Below are 21391 nucleotides of genomic sequence, written 5' to 3'. Positions count from 1 at the left end.
AATAGCATTAAACCCAAGCCCCCACCGGAGGTTGTATTGCTAGTAATCCTTTCGTTCTGCGTATTGCTTTTCGACCTCGAGATTGTTTATTTAAATGCGACTTATTATCTGCAACCGATTGACTTAAAACCTGAGAACTACGCATAATTCCCTCCTCGGCTTTCTTCATGCCGCGATCACGATTCATCTCAACCGAACGTATATAAGCATCATTAAGTTTGGCTCCTCGAGATAGATCATCATGATAAACACCATTAGAATAATTAGCATCTACCGGGATTCTCCAAAGCTCTTCTGCCATTTTTCTATAATCGTTTTCTAGAGAACTTAATGACATGAGAGCATGTTCACCGCAACGTATAATAGCCACAGTATTTAAATTTCGGTCTAGTTTTTCATTCTTGCGTATTTGGTATTTTTTTGTTGTCAGGTGATGAGCGAAACCATCCCATAAGATCACCTTAAGGGCAACGGGATTAACACTTGCACCTAGTGACGTTGAAGCGCCGATCCCTGCGGTTGCCCCTGTTGCAATTTTAAATTTGATATCCCCAGAGGTTCGAACCGATGCTTCAATTTCAGCTGTGATGCCTATCCCCGCCGAAACAGATCCAGAAACCTTCACAGATGCTGCACTGATTCCTCGCGCTTTAAAGGTAACGGTACTCGAGCCTGTGGCTTTTAGTCCCGCAAAGGCACTTGCCCCCAGCTTACCGAAAATTATTTCATCTTTTCCATAAATGTTATTTGAGTTCAGCGTAGCTGAAGCTGAAGCCTTTACCTCTGCACCAACAAACAGTTCAGCTTCATTGGTCATTGCCATAATTTGACCCACAGTAAGCTCATGCTTAACGGTAACTTTTACCCCCATCATTGCTGCAAGTTCTGCATTTACACCTAAATCAATACCGGGTATCAATTGCATGGCATCAGAAAAACCACTCTTATTCGTGGTTTTTTTTGCTTCGTCGATTTTGGCACTAGCACTCGCGTAACTAATGTCATTTATCTTAGCGTTAGCACTTACTGTTGCCTTAAAATTACCACCAATTAATGCGTTTACTGTTACCTTATTACGCATTATATTTGCAAAGTCCCACTCTTTAATTACTTCAACTTTTAAACCGGAAAAAAGCTCAACACTAGCATCCGCAGATAAGCTATTACTCTTTGCTTCTGCACTTGCTTTCGGTGATGCTGTAGCCTGAAAGACACTCTGACGACATTTGTAGTCATTCAGAATTGTCCATACCTGTTCATTGAACTGACTTCGCTCATTGTATGCTTTTTCCAAAGAGGATATCTGTGCTTCAAGAATCTGAACTTGTAGACGACCTAACTCACCTTGGGCAATAATATTAGGTTTCATAATTTCAACTAGACGTTGTTGCTGAAAAATAAAATTAAAAAATGTCCGGTTAACACATTTATCCCTAATTGCCTCATGTGGTGTTCTACTCGGTCTAACTACTTTGACCTGTTCAGGAAAATGATGTGTGACAGAAGATACAAGACATTGCCAAGTAGGGTCTTCAGTAATAGCAGATGCACCATATTCATATGCACTACTGTTACCTTTGTGATGTCGATACTTCATACTTTCAAGCAGCGAGTAAACACCATCAATCCCTCTTTGTAGTACCGGAATAGCTCTGACGGAATTTACTTTGCCGTATGCTTTTTGTAATCGGTCTAACCATTTATCAAATTCTCTCGAGCATACACCTGCCTTGCCTAAGTTATTTTTGATGAAACCCAAATCTAATTCTAAGTGGGGTTGACTTTGAATTGGCATATTAGCTATTCCTATTATAATTTTAATTAATAAAACCATTCACTCAAAAAAATATAATTATTATACTCAATATCGAGCTAGACAAAACGTAACATACTACTCATGCGATTTCTTATATTAGAGTTAATCTCTTACAATGACTTACAATGAGGTGTTGTAATAAATTGAATATAAATTAAGACGACTACCAAATACATCTAATCTTTCGTACGTACTTGATGTAAGTTTTCCAATGTTTATTGGATTTCTAAACATAAAGTGTACTGTCTAATAAATTTCATTACATATAAAACAAATAAATACTGGTTTTATATTATCTATTAAAGTTATTACTCTACTTTTTTCAGGTTAATGGTTTTTATTAACTGGTCTTATTTTTTGTGATGCCCATGATGGCTGTGATATTAACCCATTGATACATGCGCATTTAAGATGTTGATTGTTATATATTTACTCTTGTTCTTTCTGTTCGTTACACTATTTGGGGATTTTATTTGTATTAATATTAACTTTGAATTATTTTTATTACCCTCCTGATTCGTTACTTGACTTACATCGCTTACGTCCGCTTACGATAAGTTTGTTTACAAGCTGCCAACCTGTTGGAACAATAGGTCTAAATTAAATAGATCAGAACATATATGTTATTCAATCAGACATTACATGAATTACTTTTATTACCAATTGATGATGACCAATTTTGTGGGGTTTATTTAAAATCAGATAAACAAAAGTTTAGACCGCTTAGAAATGAATTTAATGTTGCACAAACATCTCAGCGTCAATTAATGCAGACACCAGATCCTGCAGAAATGGATAGTTTACAAGATGCCAACGTTGAACACTGGCGTTCTTTATCAAGCAGTTTGATTGAAATATTTAAAACGACATCAAAAGATATTGAGCTAGCGGGTTGGCTGCTAGCGGCTCAGATAGTCATTGACCCTGCATTAAATGGGCTGCGTGAAGCAAGTCAATGGTTGCAAGCACTTGTTGAGGGGCATTGGGACGAGGTTCATCCCGTACTCCCTGACAATAAAATAAAGTCAGAAAGTGACAAATTAAAAGAAATTAACGCATTTAAAGTGAAGGGCTTTGTACAACTAGTCGGTGAAAGTGAAGACAGTAGCTTAGTGTATTCACCTTTCTTAATGTTACCGCTAATTGGGGACTTAAATTATTCGCGTTATTTAAGTGTAGAGCGCAAAGGCGGTTTACCTGAGTTACGTCAACAGTACCAAAATGTGGCATTGGGTGAAAGGGCTAAAGTAACTAGCTTAATGCAAAATTTAGTGTCGATACGAGAGGCTATGCGTGCCGTTGAAACACATGTCACTAGCGTATGTAAACAGTATTTATTACCTCAACCTGGCTTTCAATTTGTTGTCAGCGTGATCACTAAAATATTGAAAGCGATGGAATACATCTCAGGTTTAAAGAGTGAAGAAAAACGCGTGATTAAGGCTGATATACAACCTGAAACAGATGAAATCAATCATGTTGATGGCGGCGAAAAGAATATGGAAGTTAAAGAAGATAGTGTTACTGATTACGCTTTGTTAGATGGTTTACCTGTTAATAATCAAGAATTCAATCGCGATGATGCGTTTCATCAACTACGAACGTTAGCTGAATCGTTTAGGAAAGTAGAACCACATAGCCCGGTCTCTTATTTGTTAGAAAAAGCAATTCGTTGGGGCTATTTATCACTTCCTGAGTTGATGTCTGAGCTGTTATTAAATCAAGAGGATACGATTAAACAAGTGTTTCATCTATCCGCTCTTGATGAGAACGGGGATACGAATGTTATTCAGCCAATGCACAAAAAAATGTTACCGCTGTCAGGTGTGGATAAATCTACATCTGTGCAACACAACACGAGAGCAGTCAGTACAACATCGAGTCACTCTGTTTTGAACAATGTAACGGCTGTCTCTGTAGAAGAAGTTCAAGAAGAACCAGTATCTACCTCGAGTAGTAATTCTCTCTGGTAATTGGTTTTCAATCCCAAGTAGAAATAAGTGAGGAATATCATGGCTAGTATATATATGAGAGTTGATGGCGTTAAAGTTAAAGGTGGCGCAACAATTGAAGGTTTACCACAAGATGGTTGGTTTGCTTTGAATTCATATAGCTGGGGCGCTGTTCGTCAAGTAGCAATGGAAATTGGTAGTGGTAATAATGCTGACTCAGGCATGGTTGCTATGAGCGAAGTAAGTATTACAAAAGAACTTTGTGGTGCTTCTGAAGATCTTTTATCGTTCCTATTCAGTCCTGGTGTTGAAGGTAAAAATGTTGATATCGTATTTACTAAAGCTGCACGTGATGGTTCTGGTGCTGAAATTTATTACCAAGTAGGTCTAAAAAAAGCACGTGTTGTTTCATACAACCTAAGTGGCAGCGACGGTTCTCAACCGTTCGAAAGCATCTCACTTTCTTACATCCAAGTTGATAAGAAACATCGTCATGAACTTGATGGCGGTAAACTAGAAGACGGCGGTCTTGTTTCTTACAACGTTCCACAAGGTAAGTTAATTTCTGGAACTAAATAATTTTGACCGGTGTGTTTCTTAGGCAGCGCACCGCTTTATTTTTGTTAAAATAAAAGGTAGGGAAGTATGGCTCTCAACTCACAACATAAGCGTATAAGTAAAAACCGTGTCAGTATCACCTATGATGTTGAAACTAATGGCGCAACAGAAACCAAAGAATTGCCCTTTGTCGTAGGTGTTATTGGTGACTTCTCTGGTCATAAAGCTGAAAGTGATAAAATTGACCTAGAAGAACGTGAGTTCACTGGTGTTGATAAAGATAATTTTGATGCTGTGATGGGACAAATTAGCCCGTCATTGTCATATAAAGTTGACAACAAATTAACAAATGATGATAGCCAATTTGAAGTTAACCTGAAGCTAAGTTCAATGAATGATTTTCATCCTGAACGTTTGGTTCAACAAATTGCTCCCCTAAAAAAATTGGTTGAAACACGTAACCAGTTAAAAGAATTACTAAGCAAAGCGGATCGCTCTCGTGATCTAGAACGCTTATTGAAAGAAGTACTACAAAGTACCGATTCAATTCAACATTTAGCTGAAGAGCTAGGTGTAAAAACTGGGGAGACTGAATAATGAGCACGGAACAACAAGCTGCAACAGAACAAGCCGGTGCCGCAGAAGGTGAATTAAACTTTCTTGACCGCGCTATTTCAGCAACAACACAAACACCAGCAGACACGACCAAAGAATTACTATCTGTACTCACTTTACAAGCGCTAGACGGTACTGTTACTTGGGATAAAAACCTAACACTAACAATCGAAAAAGCGATTTCTGCATTAGACGTAAAAATCTCTGAACAGCTTTCAACAGTGATGCAAAACAAGGCGTTCCAAAAGCTGGAAGGTACTTGGTTAGGTCTGCAAAAATTAGTTAAAAATAGTGAATTAGGCCCAAACTTAAAGATTAAGCTTGCGGACTACACGAAAGATGAATTATTAGAGCAATTTGAAGATGCGCCAGCGATTGATCGTAGCCGTTTATTTACGATGATTTATCAAGAAGAATTTGGTACAGCTGGTGGCCAACCTTACGGTGCATTGTTGGGTGATTACGAATTTGGTTATGGCGATGAAGATGTAGCGCTAATGCGTTATATGGGTGAAGTTGCTGCGGCATCTCATTCACCATTTATTGCGGCTGCAAATGCAAGCATGTTTGATTTTAGTTCATTCGTTAACTTTAACGAAGGTAAACCAGTCGCCGCTGGTTTTGATTCACCTGCTTACGCTAGCTGGAATGCATTCCGTGAAAGTGATGATTCGCGTTATGTTGCACTAACACTACCAAAAACAATTGCACGTTTACCTTATGGTAAACAAACAGTACCTGTTAAGTCATTTGATTTTGAAGAATTGAAACATGACGCTAACGGCAATGCTTACCCAGAGACGCAAGATGATCTTGTGTGGAGTAATGCTGCGTTTGAATACGGTTTATTGTTAACGCAAGCATATACACAATTCGGTTGGTGCACTGCTATTCGTGGTAATGATAATGGCGGTAAAGTTGAAAACCTACCGAACTTTACTTACTACACACCAGCGGGTGATTTAGTTCAACAATGTCCATCTGAAGTAAACCTAACAGATGAACGTGAAAAAGAACTGAGTGACTTAGGTTTCTTACCGTTAGTGCATTATAAAAATACGAGCTACGCCGTATTCATGGGTGCTCAAACGGCGCATAAGCCAAAAACGTATACCGATCCTGATGCGACTGCAAACGCAGCCATTTCAGCACGCTTGCCTTACACCATGGCAAGTAGCCGAATCGCACAGTACCTAAAAGTCATGGGCCGTGATCGTATTGGTTCTAACTTAGATCCGGGTACTATTGAAAAAGAACTAAGTAACTGGCTCCACCAGTATGTTAATCCAAGTGCGATTGGCAATGAAGCAAAATCAACACATCCATTGGTTGAAGCAAAAGTAACAGTTGAAGAACAAGTGGGTCGCCCTGGTTGTTATTCTGCCGTGGCTTATTTACGCCCTTGGTTACAAATGGAAGAGTTAACATCGTCATTACGTATGGTTGCTAATATTCCAGGTTAATAGTTGATGCCCGGGGGACCCCTCGGGTTGTTGAGGTTGTTATGAGTACATCAAATCTAACATCATCCGCCAACGTCCTGACGGATGCAGGGCTGTGGCGGATGCTGTTAAACCATGCTCAGAACGATAATCGTTCAGAATTCAAATCACAGTTAAGTAAACTGATCACGCAACTTGATGATGTCATGAGCGAGCAACTTTCTGCTGTCATGCAAGCCACTGATTTCAAAGAATTGGAAGCGCGCTGGTTAGGACTACATAGCTTAGTTTTACTGCCAGTTTCGCAACGCCGTGTGCACATTAAGTTATTAGACCTTAGCTGGGACATGGTGTCTGCCGATCTTAATCAATCTTTCAATGTCACTCGCAGTGCGTTATATCAAAAAATATACGCAAAAGAACTCGATACTGCAGGCGGGCACCCCTTTGGACTGTTGGTTGTTGACCATCTTATTCAGTCTGACTTAGATGATGATGCTGATTTTGATGATCTGTACACACTGCAGTTATTAGGTGAATTAGGTGAACGTGCGTTGTGCCCTGTAAGCCTTGGCGTGGATCCGTATTTCTTTGGTGACGAACCCGCTCGATTAATGCCTGACCATAAACGTATACAGCGTATTTTAAGCAGTTCAGATTTACAAAGTTGGCAGTTATTGCGTTCTCATAGTGCGAGTCGTTTCTTAAATTTGGTGTTACCTGAATACCATTTAAGAAGCCCTTATCAGCATTGCCAAGCCGGGTTTGTGTTTAACGAACGAGCGCTGACGGAACATGTACTGTGGGGAAATGCAGCGTATTTATTGGCTGCAAACGTGATCCGTGAATTTGACCGTATCAGTTGGTTTGGTTTTTTACGTGCCTACGATGAACGCGGGCGTTACGGCGCGATAGTGCAAGTCGGTAATGGTCAGCAAGAGCCACTGTTATCACGGATTGATCTGTTTAGTGAAAATGATGAATTTTGGTCTGCACAAGGGTTTGTTCCTTTATCAAGTGTCTATCTCAGCGGTCAAAAAGGCATTTTCAGTAATCAGTCTGTGTGGAAGGCAACGACTGAAACTGAAAAAATGAGTGGTATGTTACAGACCAATCTCATGGCCTGTCGTTTTGGTCATTACATTAAAGCGCAGATCCGCGACCAAATCGGTAGCTTTGATAGCCCGTCTACATGTCAGCGATCGTTAGAAAAATGGTTAAACCAATATATCAGTGGCGTTGATTTTGGTGATGAGTCTGTCATGGCCCGTTATCCCCTTAAACGCGCTGATGTTAATTTTACGCAAGACCTGCTTGATCCAACAAAATACCGTTGCCAAATAAACCTACAGCCGCAATATCAATATGAAATGTTAGACACCCACATAGTGCTGCTTACCGACGTGCCCGCAACAAAATTAGGGGAGCAATAATCATGAGTCTGTTTGCAAAAATGAAAGGTGATTGGACTGCGAATATTGATGATCTTCGCGATGCTATTATTGAAAATATTGCATCATTACTTTCTGCTAAAGCGCCCATTTGGGGCGATGATGATGTTGCTAAATATACTGATGAATCTATCGCTTTACTGGGTATGAGCCATGCGGTGAGAGGCCAGAATAGAGCCAATAGTGAACATATTTTACAAAGTATTAAGCAGTTAATTACGACATTCGAACCTCGCATTAAGGAGCTTAATATTGAGCTGGAAGAAGAGTCAGTCGTCACGAATAAACTGAAATTTAGAATCGAAGGCGTGATCGTCAGCGAGTTTGGTGAAGAGCTTGTTGTGTTTGATTCAAGCTTAGATTTCACCACAAGCAGTGTCGATGTAAGGAAAACTAACTTTGTCTGAATCATTATTAAGTTATTTTGAACAAGAGTTAGCATTTATTCGCCAAGATGCGGGTCACTTTGCTCAACGCCATCCCGGTGCCGCTAAGTCACTTGGGATCAGTCGCGATAGTATTGATGACCCGCAAGTGACACGTCTTATTGATAGCGTGGCCTTGTTGAATGCTCGTTTACAACAGCGTTTAGATGAGGATTACCCGCAGTTAACGGATAGCTTGTTACAACTTTTATTTCCACATTATCTACGCCCTGTGCCTGCTTATAGCATGGTTAAAATGCTGCCTCGCGAAGAAGTCACTGCAAAGTACACTCTGCCTCGCGGAACGCACTTAGGACTTGATGATGTCGATACCGACACCTTGGTGTTCCGCACAACGCAAGATGTTGATTTATATCCGATCACCTTAACGGATTGTTCAGCGTCTATTGCTCCCTTTGATATTCAAAAGCCAAAAGGGGCTGAGCATGCGAAAGCGATGCTTGAACTGACATTAACAACGACAGATCCAACGATCCTGTTTTCTGATTTGGAACTGACGGAATTATCGTTATTTTTGCGGGGTGAAACATCTACAATATTGCGCCTTTACGATCATTTGTTTTCGGGGATCCAACAGATCTCAATTCAATATGACGACAGCGTTGTTTTATTAGGGGCTGACGCCCTCTTGCCGGTTGGTTTTGAAGAGCAAGAATTCGTCTTACCTTATAGTGTACGTAGTTTCGGTGGTTTTAAGTTATTAACCGAATTTTTTATGTTTGCAGAGCGATTCCATGCGATTAAGTTAGCGTTATCGTCGGCATTGCAGCATGCCAATACCAACACACTTAAAATCCGATTTTTTTTAGACGACATGCCAGTGGAGTTAGCACGTAGCTTAGGTGTTAATAATTTTCATTTATTCTGTTCGCCTATCATTAACTTACAGTCCATCACCGCAGAGCCATTACGTGTCGATTTTAGCCAGTCGCAGTATCCAATCATGCTGGATGTTGGTGGACAAGCGCAGTTACAGTTATTTTCGGTTGATGATGTAACGGACGTAACTGAACAGAAACCCCGAAATGTACCGCCGCTATACGGTGAAAAATTTAACGGTGCTGAAATAGGATTACGTTGGCAGTTATCGCAGTCTGAAAATATGAGCGACCAGTCGGTGTCGAGTGCATTGCGTGTTGCAAATTTAGACCACAGTCATGTTGATAAATCAGCACACACTTGGTTAATCTCGACGACCTGCACAAATGGCAATGCGGCGAGCCAATTGTCTACGTCTTGTCAGTTACATTGTCACGACTCTATTTCTTTACCTGCGGATTTGACGTTATTACGTCGCCCGACAAAACAAACTAACATCAACACTGGTGAGCAAGGCGCTTGGCCGCTATTGGCGCACTTACATTTTAACTATCAAGCCCTGTTTGGTAACGATGATCCGGTGTCGGCATTAAAAGTCATGCTGCAACTTTATAACCACAACAATAGTGCCAAAAACAGTGCTTATATCGAATCCATTCAAGGTTTGTCGCAAGCGCATGTTGTTGCGCCTGTGCGTATTTCGGGGAAAAGTTGTTTTGCTAATGGCACACGACTGAGCGTGACAATAAACCCGACGGGTCTTGCTGGTGGGGTTGAGCTACTCGCCCAATTATTGGATCGATTTTTTGCGTATTTCTCTGGTTTTAATAGCTTTACACAAGTCGTGATATTACTTGATGGTCGAGAAGGCGAATACCGTGTTTTCCCACGGAGGCTCGGATGCAAAAATCTATATTAGGCTCGCTACGTTGCGCGCCTTATAAGTTTGAATTACCGCAGGCGGTGCAGTTAGTGAAGCATCATGCGGCTAAGTTAGGCGCGCGTCCTGAGCTTGATTTTATTACGCATTTACTGCCGTCATACCATCAATCAGACATTGTTGAAGTTCAGCAATACACTGACAATTCATGGCATTTTACGTGTGACTTACCCGCGCTGTCTGGCAGTCAAGGGGTCATGCCTCGTTATAACTACAGCGAAGCGTTACGTGAGTCATTTGAGCAAGGTAATAGCGCCTTAGTCGATTTTTTGGATGGTTTTAATAATCGCTATTTTCGCCTTTATTGCCAGACCGAAACCAAGAACAACATCGTTATCCAAGCGGAAGAAGAGCGGTTTAGCTGGAACCGTCATCACAAATCACTCACTACGATGTTGTCTAGCCTTGCGGGTGACACGAGTATTAATACTGCGTTACCACAAGGGCACCTTATTCAATACTCCGGGTTAATGGGATCGAAGGTGACATGTCTAACAACACTCAAGCACTTATTAGCGGATTATTTTGGGTATGAGTTTGAAGTCGATCATGGCGATATTGAATATCAGCCGCTATTAGGGTGCTGCTTGACACACTTAGGCGCAACAGGGCAAAACAACCAGTTGGGCTTTGACGCATTGCTTGGGAAAAGTGCGGTTACCGCATTTCAACAACTTGACGTCAAAGTGAAACCCAATCATCAAAACTTTGAACAGCTCAATAAAAACAAAGTCTTGAGCGATGCCATCGACGCATTTATTCGCCATTACATGGGCTCGAATATCAAAATCAACTTAGCAATGAAAGTGGCTGGACAACAATTACCGGCTTGTCAGTTAACTCGAGATGCGAGTTATGGTGTGCGATTAAGTCAATCCGCGAGGTTGGCATCGACTGAAATAACACAACAGTATGTGGTTATGCCACTAAAACTAAAGTAGGACACTGCATGATTAACGTTGAATTACAAAAACTAGTGACGCGATTAACGCCAACATTAAAGAGCGCTCTTGAGCAGGCTGCTGCAGATTGTATGGCTCGAACACATTTTAGTGTCGATGTTGAACACTGGTTTTATCAATTATTAAATGAGTCAAAATCAGGTTGGCAAGGCGTGTTATCGCAAAGCAGTATTGAGCGTGAACAAATTATTGATTTGCTTAACCGGAACTTAAATTGTTTAGCACGTGGCAACGACAGTTCGCCATCGCTTTCACCTTCGTTGATTGAACTGCTTAAAGATTGCTGGTTATTAGCGTCGCTTAACCACAGTAACGCGTCAATTAATGGTTATCACGTACTCCTCGTACTCAAGCAGCGTATTGAACAAGGTGGATACAACGGTGAATTGACCACATGGTTGAACACGGTATCGATTGAATCATTAAAAAGTGTTGCCACGAAGCAAGGCGCTCAAACAACCGCAGGTGAAGTACAACATAATGACATGGCTCCGAATGAGTCTGTGGGTACTGTTGCACTTGATAAATATACGCACAATTTAACTGAAGCAGCACGTAAAGGTGAATTAGATCCAATCTCAGGGCGTAATCCTGAAATCCGTAAATCGATTGATATTCTGTGCCGTCGTCGTCAAAACAGCCCGATCCTTGTAGGTGATCCGGGTGTGGGTAAAACCGCGATTGTTGAAGGATTAGCACAGCAAATTGTTGATGGTAACGTGCCTCCGTCAATGATGAATGTGGAGTTACGTACACTGGATCTGTCTTTATTACAAGCGGGTGCAAGTATCAAAGGTGAATTTGAAAACCGTTTGAAAGATGTGTTAACGGAAGTGAAGCAATCTGAACGCCCAATTATTGTGTTCATTGATGAAGCTCACACGTTAATTGGCGCAGGTGGTGCTGCAGGACAAAATGATGCGGCCAACTTATTAAAACCAGCGTTAGCACGTGGGGAATTTAGAACGATTGCTGCAACAACGTGGGCTGAGTATAAGCAGTATTTTGAAACCGATGCCGCACTGACGCGTCGTTTTCAGCTTGTTGCTGTGGGTGAACCGAGTGAAGAAGATGCCATTCAAATGCTACGAGGTGTTGCGGGTAGTTTGCAAAAACACCATAACGTGGCGGTATTGGAAGAAGCAATTGAAGCTGCGGTTCAGTTGTCAATACGCTTTTTACCAGAACGAAAATTACCTGATAAAGCGATTAGTTTATTAGATACGGCGTGTTCACGTATTGGCTTGAGCCAGAGTGCATTACCGCAACAATTAGATGGGTTAGCTGAACAGATCCGTTATGCGCACAATGAGCGTACCTCGTTTACATATGAAGATGCGATGTATGCGAACGGCACTGAAAAATTGGTGGCGATTGAACAGAAATGTAATCAACTGGAGTCTGAATACGAGGCGTTAAACTCGCGTTGGAATATAGAAAAAGAATGTGTGACCGAAATTTTAAGATTACAGGATGTTATTGGAGAACGTTTTCTTGCGGGTGAACAGGTTGCAGATACGCCAATGCAGGCACTGTTAAGTGAAAAAATGACGGAACTGCGCAGTATTCAAGGTGAGTCCCCCTTGGTGATGGCACAGGTAGATAAGCAGACTATTGCTGAAGTGATTGCGTTATGGACTGGGATCCCTGTTGGTAACATGGTTAAAGATGATGTGAAACGTTTACTTAACCTTGAAGCTGAACTCGGAAAACGTGTTATTGGGCAACATGCTCCTATTCATGAAATAGCCAAAGCGATTCGTATGTCTCGCGCTGGATTAACTGATCCACGTAAACCCGTCGGTGTGTTCTTAATGTGTGGACCGAGTGGTGTGGGTAAAACAGAAACCGCGTTGGCATTAACGGATCTGCTTTACGGTGGTGAGAAAAATATCACGACCATCAATATGACTGAATTTAAAGAAGAGCACAAAGTATCAATGCTACTTGGCTCGCCTGCGGGTTATGTTGGTTACGGTAAAGGTGGTGTGTTAACCGAAGCGGTACGTAAAAATCCTTACTCGGTATTGTTACTTGATGAAATGGAAAAAGCGCATCCCGGTGTTCACGATATATTTTATCAAATCTTTGATAAAGGCACTATTTCAGACAGTGAAGGTCGTGAAATTGACTTTAGAAATACGCTTATCATCATGACATCTAATGCGGCAGATAGTGCGGTTGTTGATGCCTGCCAGATCGAGCGTCCAGATGTATCTGCTTTGACTCAGACGATCTCGCCTGCTTTACAGCAGTATTTTAAACCTGCCTTTATTGGTCGTACGACCGTGGTGCCATATTTCCCTCTCAATGATACTGAAATGGCTGAAATTGCGCGTCTTTCTTTACGTCGAATTGAGAAAAGAGTGAGTGGTTATTATAACGCTGAGTTCAGTTATGACAGTGACTTGGTGGATTATTTAGTGAGCCAAAATAATTCGCCAGAAACAGGTGCTAGAGCCATTGAACAAATCATTAATCGTCGATTAGTACCAGAACTGGCGACGCAATGTATCACGAGAATAAGTGAAGGGCAAAGCATCACCAGCGTCAATATCAGTGTTGTAGATGGTGCCGTGGCAATTGCCATTAATTAAATAAATGGAGCAGTAATTATGCCGAATACAGAAACAGGTAAAACAAATGCAGCTAAGATGGTTGCTAAAGCAGATCCTATTATAGATGTCGCTTCTGGGCTCGTGTTTTCTAAGCTTAGTCCTTTAATCGACCAATATATTGTAAGTAAAGTAGAACAGTCCGCAATAGTTGAGGGGGCAAAACAAAAGTTTTCTAGTTATTTCAGCCGCGTGTTAGCTCAGAAATTACAAGCGTTCGCATCACCAAGCATGTCGCAATCAGATAGTTTTGTCAGTCATTTACGCCATAATAAAAAAACATATGGTGGAGGTGATTATATCGATCAATCAAAGCATGCTTATGACTCAGCAACCAGTGGGAAAGGTTATCAAATTAAACGTAGCATCGCGGATAAACTTCGTGCGAATAAGAAGACACCGATTAAATTTATCAAAATCCCTTTTAGTCTAATTCCAGGGGGGACGATTGCAGTGAAGTATACATTTAAAGGTATAGAAGCTGCGAGTAAAGGACTTGGCGATGCTAGAAAAAAACGCAAACGTGCAAAGTATGACTCTAGTAACCTTGCTGCTTTACAAGGTTCACTTGGTGCATCAGAAGGACAACGTAAAGTCGCAAAATGGCATGCAAAAGATATCGCAGAACTGGGACCAAAGTTGCAACGTAATTTAGCTAAATTAAAGCAAGCGGCGGTGTTGCTCGATAGCCGTCAGGTAATTCTTGAACGCCTTGTTGAGAGTGATTTTTCTGAAAATGGGTTAGCAAGTAATGCGGGACTAAAGGAGCTTCATATCCGAAGAGCTCGAGATAATGTAGCGATGAGTTATCACGAAGTGAAGCACTATATTGACAAAGTTCAGGCTATGAGTGTGGTATTACAAACAACAGCTGTAGAAGTAACGGCTCATGTTACTTGCTTCGATGCATATCTTGATGAAACAAGAGAATTAGTAGAATGGTCAATTGATCATTAATCGATTTTTTAATTTAAATGCGTGATTAATATTAATCACGCATTCGTTTAAATTTTTGTAAGAAGAGAATATTTTGGAAAACAGCACATTCACAATCGAACAAATCCAATGGATTCGACGTTCACTTAACATTGCCGTTGTGCATGGTGGCGAAAAAACACAGCCGGATAGCTTTATTTATAAGAATTTGAGTCCGCGTTCAACAAAAACATATCAGTCCGTGGCTTATGATATTGCAGATGCTTTACGTGAGTCTGGATTTCAACATATTGATGTATTACCTGAAAACATGGACTTGCCACAACGCTTAAAAGCGCTAAACATTGATCTGGTGATCACGAATAGTGGTGGCCTTCAAGGCTTTGATTCGATGTGTCATTTACCGTCGATGTTGGAAATGTTGGGGGTGCCTTATGTCGGTCATTCGCCAATGACGGCTGGCTTACTCGATAACAAACATTTGTTCAAACATGAAATAAAAGCGGCTGGGATTCCAACTGCGCCTTTTATTACCGTTGGTTTGGGTGAGTGTATTACCGATGCGGTGAATAAAGAGGCGTTAGACCAAATTGACGCTGATTTCGGTGGCCGATTTATTGTGAAACCTGTTTCTGGCCGTGCCTCGATACATGTTTATCCGGTGTTTGATCGTGCAGACCTCGCTGGTAAAGTAAAAATAGTGCAGGCTGCGACAAATAACATCGTCATGATTGAACCTTATCTGTCTGGCCGTGAGTTTGTGGTCGCGGTTGCAGGTTCGGTGATATTTAAAAACGACAAGTTAAATCAGTTAGATTCACCTTTTGCATTTTCGGTGACGGAACGTGTACTTGCAGACGATGAACCCATTTTTACGTCGATGGATGTAAAACCGATTACCAGTGATCGTTTATTAAAAGTAGATGAACCTGAATTACGCCAGTCATTAATTGATTTGGGTAATAAGATTTATCAGCAATTGGGACTCGGTACGCTTGTGCGTGTTGATTTACGCATGGACTGCAAGGGTAAATTATATGTCCTTGAAGCGAATCCAAAGCCAGATTTGAAACGTCCTGAAGGCGATAAACTCAGTATTGTTTGTCACGATATTCACAATGAAGGCATGAGCTATCAAGATTTGATCCAATCTTTGGTTTTCAATCGTTTGGTGTATTTACAAGCACAGCGTCCTGAATCGTTAGCACATTGTTTTAACGATGATTTTTTCAGTTTGAAAAGTGCTTAGGAGCGACAGTGAGAACCGTTAACGATAATCTTCGGCTTACGTTTGGTGTAGTAGTAGTGACAATGTCATTATTGCTAATACTGGTTGTAGGTTATGCACAAGCGCTAAAAAGTCATCGCGAATTATCAACCGACACCATTTTAGCGCAAACTCAAGCGGCTAAATTAGGCATCGAACAGATACTCAACTCGGGTGTGCCGTTACCTGAAATCGCAGGGTTAAATCTGGTATTGCAGCCGATTGTTAACTCGAATTCATCGGTTACTGGGTTAGCGTTATTCGCTGGCCACGATGAACTGTATCATGCGGGAGAAACTATCCTCGATGATAACTACATGACGATCCCACTCAACAATAAATTCACCCAGGTAGGTTATTTAAAAATTGCATTCAGTCCTGAAAAAGTAGAAGAAGTCGTGACCGATGTTTTTCAACCTATGGTGTGGTTGATTGCATTTTTACTGGTTTTATTTATTGTTTCGGTGCTTCGAACTCAGCGTCGAAAAGTGTATTTAACGAGTTTTATCGTGGTATTTTTTAGTATGGCAATCAGTGTCGTGCTACTTGTTGGTAGCTTATATCATGATGGTTTACGTAATAAGGCCGTATCGTTAGCGGATATTGTGAGTCACCGTTTAGCCCCTGTACTGGAATATAATATTGACCAGAGCCTGGTGACGGGGATTGATAGCATGTTGGATAACTTCCGCAAAGCTAATCCTGAAGTGGCTACTATTGCTGTGTATAAAAATGCCGAGTTAGTTGCGGATTCTCAATATAACCAAAGCATTATGCTACCGATGTTGGGGCGTATAGGGTGGTTAGATTATAGTTTTACGACGTCTGAATTTGCAGAGGTGCACCTTACTTATCAATCAAGCGTGGTACTGGGGCAGTTAACCAAAATATTAAAAAACTTCGCGATCTTATTTTTTGCTTGTGGCTTGGTCTGTTTTGCATTTATTCGCCTACTTGGTGGTGACGCAAACCAATCTTCATCAGAACAAGTGCTTGAACGTCTAAAACCGTTGTTTTTAGGTGCTGTGCTGATGGAGTCTTTAATGGCACCAATCATGCCACAGTTCTTAACCTCATTAGCAGAATCTTCAGGGCTTGATGCAAGCACTTCTGCTATTTTCTTCACACTCTACTTTTTAGGTTTTGCCTTAACCTTACTACCTGCCGCACGCTTAATTGAAACTTATGATATTCGCACTGTGCTTGTATGTGGCGTGCTTTTGTCGACGTTAGGTAGTGGCATCCTTAGTGTCAGTGCTGAAGGTAGTATTGTGAGTGTATTGATTGCGCGTATTGTGTCGGGTGTGGGCCAAGCTTTCGTATTCATTTCGGTACAAGGTTATATTTTACGCTTCAGTGATAAGAAAAATAAAACCCAAGCCGCAGGTATTATCGTATTTTGTTTTAATGCTGGATTTATTGCGGGCGCTGCGATTGGGGCACTCTTAGCTAACTACTTTGGCGACCGCGCCATATTCATGGTAGCGACCACTATTGGCGGTGTGATGACGTTATTTAGCTTTGTATTACCGAGCATGAAAGCGTCTACGAAAGCCTCGGGTTCGTTGTTAAATAATATCTCGATGATGATGCGAGATTCTTGGCGATTAATGAAAGTGCCCGCGTTTATTCGCACCATGTTATTGGTGGGAATTCCGACTAAAGCGGCGTTAACCGGTATCGTATCTTTTGCGGTGCCGTTAATGCTTGCTGAGCGTGGTATTAGTAAGGAAAGCATCGGTCAAGTGTTGATGACTTATGCCGCCGTGGTGTTATTGGTGAGCCACAAAGCTGGGCCTTGGGTCGATAAGTTAGGCAGTAGTAAGCTTGCATTGAGCGTTGGTAACCTGCTTGCCGGGATCGCGCTCATTATCCTTGGTACTGCATTTGAAATGGAGGACAGCCTGATGATTGTTGTCTTTACTACTCTTTCAATGATGTGCATGGGGCTATCGCATGGTCTTATTAATGCGCCTGTGGTGACGCATGTTGTGAATGCGATGGCGGATAGACAAGAAGTGGACTCAGTTATTGCTGCGACGTATCGCTTCCTTGAACGACTGGGCCATGTGTCTGGGCCGCTTGTTGTCGGGCAATTATTATTCTGGGTTGGCGTGGATGATACGCTAATAACACTGGCTATTTTATTTGTCGTGATAGCAGTGTTGTTTTCTGTATTCGATAGACAAACATCTAAGGCGGTAAACGTATGATCCGAATCTTATTAATTTGGGTAGCATGTTGTTTACCAACGTATGCTGCAACAGAATGGCCAACATGGCTAGGTGAAGAGTTACAACCTAAAGCAGCCAGCCATTGGCGTGCTAAGTCTGTCGCTGAAGGGGTGTCGTTTGTGCCTGCGCGTTCATTGTCTAAAATATTGGTGATCGTGTCACGCAAGGCATCGTCTTATGATGTGGCATTACAAACGCTGTTAAATGTATACAGTACCCAATTACCGCAAGTGCAGTGGGTCGTTAAGCGTTTACCTGCAGATAATGCCATGTTAGCGAACTTGCTTCATCGTGCAGAGAGTGAGGTTGGCTTGGTGTATACCTTAGGCTCTAAAGCGACCGTGTCTGTACACAAAGTGTATCAAGGTGGTTTATTGCCAGTTGTTTCTGTTAATTCAAAAGATCCGGTGTTATTAGGCCTCACAGATGACTATGCAGGCACGGGGAACAATTTTGCATTCACGTCATTGAATCTACTAACTGATGTGACCCTTCGTATTATGCAACGCTTTAATCCACAACTAAAGCAAATCGGTATTTTGTATTCACGAACCAATCAGAGTGCATATCTCACGCAATTTTTGCCAATGAAAAAATTTGCTGAAAAAATGGGATTAACTGTTGTGCCAATTGTAGTTGATGAATCGAAATCGGCTCTGGGTTTAAAGTTAGTGATGGAGACTGCGATGACTCGGCTCAAACAAACTGATCCAGAACTGAATAATACCTTGCTTTGGTTAACTGGCAGCTCGTCGTTACTCGCACGTGTGGATGAAATTAATCAACTTTCACTGCAGCTTGCGTTGATTTCTGCAGTGCCTGATGTGGTGAATGGGACGAAAGCCAGTGCGTTAATGTCGTTTGGCGTTAGCTTTGTGAATAATGCGACACAAGCGGCGTTGTATGGCATCCAAATTTTAAAAAAAGAGGTCGTTGTAGGAGACCTTCCTGTTGGTGTTATCTCGCCACCTGACATTTCAATTAGCTTTAGGCAAGCGGCCCGTATTAACCAATCAATCCCATTCGAACTAATGGAAATGGCCAGCGATGTGTATGGTATCGAAGGCAGAATGATCCGCTCTAACGGAATGTCTGTGGAGGACGGTCAATGAACGTAATGCATAACGTAAACAGAATAATGCCTTTAACACTGACGTTAAGCTTGTTTCTCGGAGGGGCATTTATGGCAAGAAGTGAAATCCGTCCGGAACGATTACTGTTAGCGACACAAGTATGGAGTCCTTATCAATACCAAGAAAACGGTGAAATGAAAGGGCTTGGGATTGTGAAGTTGAAATGTATTTTAAAGGTAATGAAACAGCCTTATCAAATAACGATGACAGACTGGGACCGTTCTCAAATTCTAACGGAAGTAGGGGAACTACATGGCCTTTTCCTCGCGTCTAAGAATGATACCCGCGATAAATATGCCGAGTATTCTGCGCCTTTAATGAACCAAACATGGAGTTGGTTTAGTTTGTCTGACGCGATTGATACGAAGAGTCACCAGTTTAAAAAAGAAGTACCAGTAACCGCGTTATTTGGTTCGAACAAGTGGTTATGGTTACAAAAACAAGGTTACCGAGTCGAGAAAAAGCCGCGTCGTGCTACTGCGCTTATTGAATTACTACTGTCAGGCGAAGTAGGTGCAGTGTTGGCGAATGATGTAGTGATGGACAATGCGATTAATCAATTGGGTATTAGCCATCGAGCAATAACTAAAACAATGGTAAATGAGAAACCACTCGGCGTGTATTTCTCGAAGAAATTTACGGAGAAATATCCTTTATTTATCAATGAATTCAATCAAGCCATTGTGGCGTGCGAGGGTCAATAATATGCCGTTATCATTACGAATCATCAGCTCTCCTGATGGAGAACCCATTCCAGAATGGACCGTCACTTTCCCTGATGAAGGAGGAAGCATTGGTCGTGCTTATGGTATGACGATGCAATTATCGGATGCCTCTAGAGAAATTTCGGGTACGCATGCGTTAATTAATCGTGGCAGCCGTGGTTATCAAATTATGGATGTGAGCACGAATGGTGTGTTTTTAAATGGCGCGACTAAACCGTTAGGTTCAAATAATCAATCGACCTTGAACGATGGCGACGTGGTTAATGTGGGTAAATATCGCCTAATGGTGTCTTGTTTCACTCCCGACATAGCGGTTGTAAAGGCGTCGGGAAAAACTGGAACACAAGGTACTGATAAGTCGTCATTACTGAATGGCTGGGATGACGATCCGTTTGGCGATGCCTTATCGACTGCCCGCGTTAACGCTCATTCGGTTAATGACAACGCAGAGTCAGCACCAGAGTCGTCAGATGACCTTGCAGTACCAGAATGGGTGTTTGTTGATCCCAAAGAAGAGTTGGACGGCATATTTGCAGACCCATTTGTTGCGAATGAACCTGTAAAAAAACGGGGGCAGGACATGCTTCAAAATACCTGGTTGGATGATGATAGTTTTTCTGATGATCCCTTTGGTGATGAGATGCTTAATACCGCGTCTGTAGTGATTGATGAAGGCCAACCGTTTGCTGATACGAGTTCACGATCTAATTACCCTGCGTTGGAATCACAGCAACTGATGCGGTTACAACTTAAGCAGCATGACCTGATGGTGAAATCAGCAGAAATGGCGTTAGAACGATTACTGTCTGATATTTCGCCGACGGAGCTAGAAAGTTTCTTTGATGACTTTGCGCCGCGACGTTTTTGGCAAAAGAAAGTGGACTATTGGACTGTGTATAAACGCTACTTTACTCGTCAAAAAGAGAACAAAGAATGGCAGATGAAATTTAAAGCGTATTTCAGTGACAGTTTACGTATTAAGCAGTCAATGGGAGACAAGTAATATGCAACGTGTGCTTGTATTTTTGATGTGTACTTTATTTTTAAGTGGCTGTAGCAGCTGGATGTTTTGGCGAGACGCACTGCCATTGCAAGTGGTCGTTAATATTGAGGCTGAATACAACATCAACCCTAATATAAATGGCTTAGCGTCACCCCTTGAGATTCGAATCTATCAGTTGGCTGACAGTGAGGCATTTATGCAGGCGAACTTTATTGATTTGTATCGTGATGATCAAGGTGTGTTAAAGGCGGGATTATTATCTAAACGCCAGCTCGACAGTATTTTACCGAGCGAAGCTCACAAGGTCGCGTTGCCACAAAACAGCGAAATTAAATATGTCGGTGTGGTAGCTGCTTTTTCTAATTACAGAGAAGCCAAAAGTACCGCAATTTTGAGTGTGCAATCTGGATTTTCGATTGTTGTAAACATCAGTATTGACGGCGTAAATATTACCGTGACAGGTGAAGAGGATTAATA

17 protein-coding genes are annotated in these 21391 nt (G+C 41.6%); 16 read left to right on the top strand and 1 reads right to left on the bottom strand.

Translation table 11 applies throughout. The annotated features are described in order from the left end of the window. Positions 1 to 7: 7 nt before the first annotated feature. Entirely contained in the window at positions 8 to 1834 is a 1827-nt protein-coding gene (locus tag PE36_RS02540; RefSeq protein ID WP_006030380.1) for a hypothetical protein, read from the bottom strand. Positions 1835 to 2436: 602 nt separating this feature from the next. Here PE36_RS02540 and PE36_RS02535 point away from each other — a divergent pair. From PE36_RS02535 to tssJ, 16 genes are all read left to right on the top strand, one after another. Then, entirely contained in the window at positions 2437 to 3789 is a 1353-nt protein-coding gene (locus tag PE36_RS02535; protein ID WP_006030379.1) for an ImpA family type VI secretion system protein, read from the top strand. A 39-nt stretch (positions 3790 to 3828) separates the two neighbouring features. Further along, positions 3829 to 4347 (top strand): type VI secretion system tube protein Hcp, encoded by a 519-nt coding sequence (locus PE36_RS02530; protein WP_043993693.1) that lies wholly within the window; start codon positions 3829 to 3831, stop codon positions 4345 to 4347. A gap of 66 nt (positions 4348 to 4413) precedes the next feature. Next, positions 4414 to 4923 (top strand): type VI secretion system contractile sheath small subunit, encoded by a 510-nt coding sequence (gene tssB, locus PE36_RS02525; RefSeq protein WP_006030377.1) that lies wholly within the window; start codon positions 4414 to 4416, stop codon positions 4921 to 4923. Next, positions 4923 to 6404, top strand: coding sequence for a type VI secretion system contractile sheath large subunit (tssC, locus tag PE36_RS02520; protein WP_006030376.1), 1482 nt, complete (start codon positions 4923 to 4925; stop codon positions 6402 to 6404). Before tssB ends, tssC begins: the two co-directional genes overlap by 1 nt. A 41-nt stretch (positions 6405 to 6445) precedes the next feature. Further along, complete coding sequence (locus PE36_RS02515) at positions 6446 to 7816, top strand: type VI secretion system contractile sheath domain-containing protein (protein WP_043993690.1); 1371 nt, start codon at positions 6446 to 6448, stop codon at positions 7814 to 7816. A 2-nt stretch (positions 7817 to 7818) separates the two neighbouring features. Next, positions 7819 to 8241 (top strand): type VI secretion system baseplate subunit TssE, encoded by a 423-nt coding sequence (tssE, locus tag PE36_RS02510; protein ID WP_006030374.1) that lies wholly within the window; start codon positions 7819 to 7821, stop codon positions 8239 to 8241. Then, complete coding sequence (gene tssF / locus PE36_RS02505; protein WP_006030373.1) at positions 8234 to 10018, top strand: type VI secretion system baseplate subunit TssF; 1785 nt, start codon at positions 8234 to 8236, stop codon at positions 10016 to 10018. Before tssE ends, tssF begins: the two co-directional genes overlap by 8 nt. Next, positions 10000 to 10980: a type VI secretion system baseplate subunit TssG gene (locus PE36_RS02500; protein WP_006030372.1), complete on the top strand. Its 981-nt coding sequence runs from the start codon at positions 10000 to 10002 to the stop codon at positions 10978 to 10980. Before tssF ends, PE36_RS02500 begins: the two co-directional genes overlap by 19 nt. Positions 10981 to 10988: 8 nt before the next feature. Further along, positions 10989 to 13598, top strand: a complete 2610-nt coding sequence (gene tssH, locus PE36_RS02495) for a type VI secretion system ATPase TssH (RefSeq protein WP_006030371.1) — start codon at positions 10989 to 10991, stop codon at positions 13596 to 13598. A gap of 18 nt (positions 13599 to 13616) precedes the next feature. Further along, complete coding sequence (locus PE36_RS02490) at positions 13617 to 14573, top strand: hypothetical protein (RefSeq protein WP_006030370.1); 957 nt, start codon at positions 13617 to 13619, stop codon at positions 14571 to 14573. A 73-nt stretch (positions 14574 to 14646) separates the two neighbouring features. Beyond that, positions 14647 to 15801, top strand: coding sequence for a D-Ala D-Ala ligase (locus PE36_RS02485; protein ID WP_006030369.1), 1155 nt, complete (start codon positions 14647 to 14649; stop codon positions 15799 to 15801). Between the two features lie 8 nt (positions 15802 to 15809). Beyond that, positions 15810 to 18032 (top strand): MFS transporter, encoded by a 2223-nt coding sequence (locus PE36_RS02480; protein ID WP_157517740.1) that lies wholly within the window; start codon positions 15810 to 15812, stop codon positions 18030 to 18032. After that, a complete protein-coding gene (locus PE36_RS02475) occupies positions 18029 to 19165 on the top strand; it encodes an ABC transporter substrate-binding protein (RefSeq protein ID WP_006030367.1) in 1137 nt (378 codons plus the stop codon). Before PE36_RS02480 ends, PE36_RS02475 begins: the two co-directional genes overlap by 4 nt. Further along, on the top strand, positions 19162 to 19890 hold the full coding sequence (locus tag PE36_RS02470) for an ABC transporter substrate-binding protein (RefSeq protein ID WP_198138571.1): 729 nt from the start codon (positions 19162 to 19164) through the stop codon (positions 19888 to 19890). Before PE36_RS02475 ends, PE36_RS02470 begins: the two co-directional genes overlap by 4 nt. 1 nt (position 19891) lies before the next feature. Then, the gene (locus PE36_RS02465; RefSeq protein WP_006030365.1) at positions 19892 to 20914 is read left to right on the top strand and encodes a type VI secretion system-associated FHA domain protein; all 1023 of its coding nucleotides are present in this window, start codon (positions 19892 to 19894) and stop codon (positions 20912 to 20914) included. A 1-nt stretch (position 20915) separates the two neighbouring features. Next, a complete protein-coding gene (tssJ, locus tag PE36_RS02460; RefSeq protein WP_006030364.1) occupies positions 20916 to 21389 on the top strand; it encodes a type VI secretion system lipoprotein TssJ in 474 nt (157 codons plus the stop codon). Positions 21390 to 21391: the final 2 nt, after the last annotated feature.

The organism is Moritella sp. PE36 (assembly GCF_000170855.1).
In the GTDB taxonomy this organism is placed as follows: Bacteria; Pseudomonadota; Gammaproteobacteria; order Enterobacterales; family Moritellaceae; genus Moritella.
Note: the sequence above shows the minus strand (reverse complement) of the source record. Positions and strands in the feature narration are given on the sequence as shown.

Bases quoted from the DNA above. Each gene is read 5' to 3' on its own strand.
- PE36_RS02535 (WP_006030379.1), top strand. From the start codon at position 2,437: ATGTTATTCAATCAGACATTACATGAATTACTTTTATTACCAATTGAT.
- PE36_RS02465 (WP_006030365.1), top strand. From the start codon at position 19,892: ATGCCGTTATCATTACGAATCATCAGCTCTCCTGATGGAGAACCCATT.
- PE36_RS02470 (WP_198138571.1), top strand. From the start codon at position 19,162: ATGAACGTAATGCATAACGTAAACAGAATAATGCCTTTAACACTGACG.
- PE36_RS02530 (WP_043993693.1), top strand. From the start codon at position 3,829: ATGGCTAGTATATATATGAGAGTTGATGGCGTTAAAGTTAAAGGTGGC.
- tssE (WP_006030374.1), top strand. From the start codon at position 7,819: ATGAGTCTGTTTGCAAAAATGAAAGGTGATTGGACTGCGAATATTGAT.
- PE36_RS02490 (WP_006030370.1), top strand. From the start codon at position 13,617: ATGCCGAATACAGAAACAGGTAAAACAAATGCAGCTAAGATGGTTGCT.
- tssJ (WP_006030364.1), top strand. From the start codon at position 20,916: ATGCAACGTGTGCTTGTATTTTTGATGTGTACTTTATTTTTAAGTGGC.
- PE36_RS02515 (WP_043993690.1), top strand. From the start codon at position 6,446: ATGAGTACATCAAATCTAACATCATCCGCCAACGTCCTGACGGATGCA.
- PE36_RS02540 (WP_006030380.1), bottom strand. From the start codon at position 1,834: ATGGTTTTATTAATTAAAATTATAATAGGAATAGCTAATATGCCAATT.
- tssC (WP_006030376.1), top strand. From the start codon at position 4,923: ATGAGCACGGAACAACAAGCTGCAACAGAACAAGCCGGTGCCGCAGAA.
- tssB (WP_006030377.1), top strand. From the start codon at position 4,414: ATGGCTCTCAACTCACAACATAAGCGTATAAGTAAAAACCGTGTCAGT.
- tssH (WP_006030371.1), top strand. From the start codon at position 10,989: ATGATTAACGTTGAATTACAAAAACTAGTGACGCGATTAACGCCAACA.
- PE36_RS02475 (WP_006030367.1), top strand. From the start codon at position 18,029: ATGATCCGAATCTTATTAATTTGGGTAGCATGTTGTTTACCAACGTAT.
- PE36_RS02500 (WP_006030372.1), top strand. From the start codon at position 10,000: ATGCAAAAATCTATATTAGGCTCGCTACGTTGCGCGCCTTATAAGTTT.